Below are 4,303 nucleotides of genomic sequence, written 5' to 3' on the forward strand. Positions count from 1 at the left end.
GGGCTCGGGGGAGGCGGGCCAACTTCGGTTGTCAGCGATCGCTCAGGGACCGCTGCCTGTAGAAGGTGCGCCAGCCTTGGCGCGATTGCTAGTGTCCGCTTTCGACCCAAAGCAGACATTCAGACAAAGCTGCGTAGCTTCACCTGCTCAACCTTCTGCGTGTACAGGAACCGCTCAACTGGGAGTTGAAGCGTGTGAAGGTGGTCCGGTGGGGAATGATAGGCTGCGGCGCCGTGACGGAAAGGAAGAGCGCACCTGCCTACTCGCAAGTAGCCGGATTTGACCTTGTTGCTGTGGCATCTCGGCGAGCCAGTGCGGCTAGGAATTATGCATTGCAACACGGCCTCCCACTCGCCTTCGATCATGGCTCGGAGCTTATCCACTCGCCTGAGGTGGATGCGGTCTACATCGCCACCCCTCCATCGTCTCATTTTGATCTGGCGATCCAGACCGCACGGGCGGGAAAGCCATGCTGTGTTGAAAAGCCGCTTGCCATGACCCACGCTGAGGCAACCCAGCTGGTATGTGCCTTCAAGGCCGCTCGGCAGCCGCTGTTCGTCTCCTACTATCGCCGTTCATTGCCTAGGTTCAAACGCGTGCAGCAATGGCTTGAGCAGGGCGCGATCGGTCGGGTGCGCCACATTCACTGGTCGCTGGCTCGGCAGCCCACGGGGGGCGATCTTGCAGGCGACCTAGGTTGGCGAACCGACAGGAAAGAAGCGCCGGGCGGCTACTTCGAAGACTTGGGCTGCCACGGCCTAAACCTCTTCGACTTCCTTTTGGGCCCCATAGTCGACGCCAGCGGCGTCAGTCAGAATCAGCAGGGCTTCTACGAAGTCCCCGATGCAGTCGCCGCATCTTGGCGTCACGCCGGAGGAATGATCGGATCCGGGTTCTGGAACTTCGCCTCCGCCAAGCGAGCAGACGAAGTTCAAATCATCGGGTCGGAAGGCATGATCCGCTTTTCTGTCTTTGATGAGGTGCCGCTGGTTTTGGAGACGCCCTCCACAAACGAGGTGCTGAACATCGAAAATCCGGATCCAATTCAGCTCAACCACGTCAAGAACATGATGCTTCACCTTTCAGGCGGCGAGTGTCACCCTTCCCTGGGAGAGAGCGCAGCACGAACCGACTGGGTGCTTGATCAAGTGCTCGGGCCAGTCAGGACCCAACGCCACTAGCGAATGTCCGGTTTCGACCCATTGCGGACATTGCGGAAAGTTCAGCGGCTTGGGCTATATCGAGCCATGTTCATCCGTTTTGTGATTGCGAGCCGCGACGAAGACTCTGGCCGCAGGCAGGGGTTGTTCCAAGCAGCCGACGAACTCCGCGCGTCCGGTCGCATGAGCGGCTCCCATGAGCAGCGCCTAAACGAGGTGGAGCGTTGGTTTCGAGAAAACCTACCCGTGCCGAAGCGGTTTGCGGTGTCGTCCAAGCCCCGCCGCAAGGCGCAAGCAATTACCTGGTTCCGACATACGGCAACCGAGCAGATTGCCCGGATGCGCGATTTTCAGACAATACTCGAAAGCTATGGCGTCGGCGTGGAAATGCTGCGCGAGAAGCGTCCCGGCTACGTCGTTTACGAAGACGAACATCAAGTCGTCGCATACCCGTTCTCAGAGACGCGCTGTTGACCGCCTAATGTCCGCTCTCCACCCATTGCGGACATTAGACGGTTGCCCGACAAGAGTGTCGATGGCTCAACATTTCGCCGGATCGAGGATGGACCGCACAAGCGGAATAGTCATGCTCGTCGCAACGATGCTGGCGCTCTTGGTGGGCTTTGCGGTTGGGCCGCCCAGCGCGGACGCAATCATTTTTGGGGTTCTCTTGCTGCTGGGCCTTCTGGTGGTGTCCTTCGGCGCGTGGGCGCTGCGTCTGTGGCGGGTTGGTAAGATTGCCACGGACAAGGCCGATCTAATTGCGCCTTATTTTGAACCGGCGATACGACTGTTCTTGACGCTATGGCTCGGCTTGGCCGGTGCCGGCATGATCCTATTCATCGCCGGGCTGGTCTCGCTCCCGACCGGCATCGCGACAAACGCCATCGTCAGCGCCTTCATCTATCTTGCTGGCGTCGCGATGGTGAACCGATGCATAGGCAGCACGCTCGTCAATGTGGCAATCTTGCGGAGTGCTCCGCGACGGAACGGCGCTGTCAACGGCTAATCATCGGAGCGGCGTAATGTCCGCTTTCCACCCAAAGCGGACATTAGAGGGCCGGACGTTTAGCGGATCACCAGGGTGCCGATTGTCACTGGCTATGAATCGTGCCCCGGTCGACTTGCCTGACAGTCGGTCCGACTGCGGCTTAGCAGCCCTACATCAGTGACCGCCTTCGATCCACTGTATGCCCGCGCTGCGAAAGGCATCGGCGAGCGCCGCCTCGAGGTCGAGAGATTCCCAGCCTCTCATAGGATTTAGATGATCGACGAGATTGGGCAGCAGCCTTACTCCGAATCGCCTAACCGCTCTGCTCGCCTTGTGTCCGGCCTTGTGCTGGTCGAAGCGCAAATCAGGGTCTCGTGAGGTCTGCCCAACATACAAGCCCCACCTCCCCATTCGACACGGGTCGTGTAACAGGATCACGTATACCGAATGGTCGGCGCGCCGCTCTCTCGCAGTCGTAGCTTGGAAAGTTCGGGCGACCCGCTCAGCTTTCCTTATCCAGTCTGGGCCGTTCATCTCCACAGAACCTAGAGGGGCGTGCGACTGTAAACAACACACCCATAGCGGACGCTTGGGTCTGCTTTCCGCCCATTGCGGACATTACCGAATGTCCGCTTTCGACCCATTGCGGACATCCGCGGCATCTGCCACTCAGATGTTGCCGGATCGCTACCTTATTGGAGTTCAACACATGCGGCGTGTCCTGATTATGCTGGATGTAACCGAGGCTGAGGCGGGCGAGGTCGTCAATGCCCTCGTTCCGGTGTCGCCTCACTTCAAAGGCCTAGGGGTTAAGGAGGCATTCGAACAGGTTCGATCTGTCGCACCGCAAGGGGCACGAGGAATACTCCTTCAGATACGCTCCAGAGCGAGCGGGGAGCTTGGCGGACCGGACACGGGCATAGCTTACCAAGAAGTAGGCTGAGCACCACCAGCGCTAACGTCCGCTTCTGTAATGGGCCATGGTGTCAAGTCTCCCGGGGCGTCCTGCCGCTGGTTTCTTGCTTCTGTCCGTGGTCAGCTAGGGAGCCGCCACATCATACGGTCAGTGGAAGCGGTGAGCCCATCTTTCGAGCGTCGTCTGCGCCGCAGCGACTGCGGACATTAGCCTTCATCGACAAAACTTACCGTTTATTTTCGAGAGGCGGCGGATCATGTTTGGCTTTAGAGGCGGAGAAAGCTAGGATGTCGTTCGGCGCAAGAGAGGCTACATGGTCGAAGCCAAAGCACGTTGGCCCTTCCTCACCCATTTCGATGCATCGACCATCAAGAACGATCGGCAGCTCGTGACCATGGTCAAGGAACGCTGCTCATTGTCGCAGGCCGACGCGGATAGCGACGTGCGGCAATGGATGAAGGGCAGGGTCCTTTGACTCATGGCATACGGGCAGCCCGCGCCTCCTGAAATACCCCTGTTTTTCAACGAAATGGGAGTGAGTAGCATCGAGATCGGCGTCGCCGCTTTTTATTGCATGGGTGTGCTGCCCCCGCACGATCATCCCCACGTCTACCTGAACATGGGCGAGCAAGCGGATATCTTGTGTCCGTACTGTTCGACCCAATTCCGGCTGAATCCTGCGCTTCGCTGGAACGAAACAATTCCAATCAATTGCTGGGCGGCCCGCGCGTGAACCAGGATCGCAAACTTGCTGAGCGGCCGGACAATGACTGCCACCTATTGCGATGCTGGCACGAATGGGAGTTCGACGGGCGCGAAAAGCGCATCATCCTGTGTGTGGAAACTGCCCGTGAACTGCGGCCCGGCTGTGAGGACTTCGATGCAAGACAGCTCGACCAGTTGGTCGAGGAAGCCGTGCGAGCTCCAGTCCAATCGATTCAATACGTATCGTCCCCGAGCGCTAATCTCGGTCGGGCTTACCCGACATTGCAGCCACCCATTGCGGACATTCAGCTGCCTGACCTATCACTCACACGTGAGCCGGTGGCGCCCAGCCTTAAATCTTTCCCGTCGCTGCATGCGGGCTGGCCCTCTGCTCGCGTAAACCCTTGAGGTGATGATCATGCCGATCTGCGAAACTTGCGGGAACGACTACGACAAGACGTTTGACGTCTTGATGCATGGGGAGAAGCATGTGTTCGACAGTTTCGAATGCGCCATAAGCGCGCTCGCCCC

Annotated in this window: 5 protein-coding genes; all 5 read left to right on the plus strand. The window is 58.7% G+C overall.

What is annotated here, in order from left to right; genetic code table 11:
• Window positions 1-215: 215 nt before the first annotated feature.
• The 5 genes from H0T81_RS06550 (at window position 216) to H0T81_RS06570 (ending at window position 3,800) form a co-directional block, all read left to right on the plus strand.
• Window positions 216-1,181, plus strand: a complete 966-nt coding sequence (locus H0T81_RS06550; RefSeq protein WP_294011136.1) for a Gfo/Idh/MocA family oxidoreductase — start codon at window positions 216-218, stop codon at window positions 1,179-1,181.
• A gap of 66 nt (window positions 1,182-1,247) precedes the next feature.
• Entirely contained in the window at window positions 1,248-1,634 is a 387-nt protein-coding gene (locus H0T81_RS06555) for a hypothetical protein (protein WP_294011128.1), read from the plus strand.
• A 61-nt stretch (window positions 1,635-1,695) separates the two neighbouring features.
• Window positions 1,696-2,169 carry a hypothetical protein gene (locus H0T81_RS06560; protein ID WP_294011130.1) on the plus strand — a complete coding sequence of 158 codons (474 nt, stop codon included), beginning with the start codon at window positions 1,696-1,698 and terminating at the stop codon, window positions 2,167-2,169.
• Window positions 2,170-3,380: 1,211 nt separating this feature from the next.
• Window positions 3,381-3,542, plus strand: a complete 162-nt coding sequence (locus H0T81_RS06565) for a hypothetical protein (RefSeq protein WP_294011132.1) — start codon at window positions 3,381-3,383, stop codon at window positions 3,540-3,542.
• A 60-nt stretch (window positions 3,543-3,602) separates the two neighbouring features.
• Window positions 3,603-3,800 (plus strand): zinc-finger domain-containing protein, encoded by a 198-nt coding sequence (locus tag H0T81_RS06570; RefSeq protein ID WP_294011134.1) that lies wholly within the window; start codon window positions 3,603-3,605, stop codon window positions 3,798-3,800.
• The last annotated feature ends 503 nt before the right edge of the window (window positions 3,801-4,303 follow it).

This window comes from Sphingomonas sp. (assembly GCF_013812825.1).
GTDB lineage: Bacteria > Pseudomonadota > Alphaproteobacteria > Sphingomonadales > Sphingomonadaceae > Sphingomicrobium.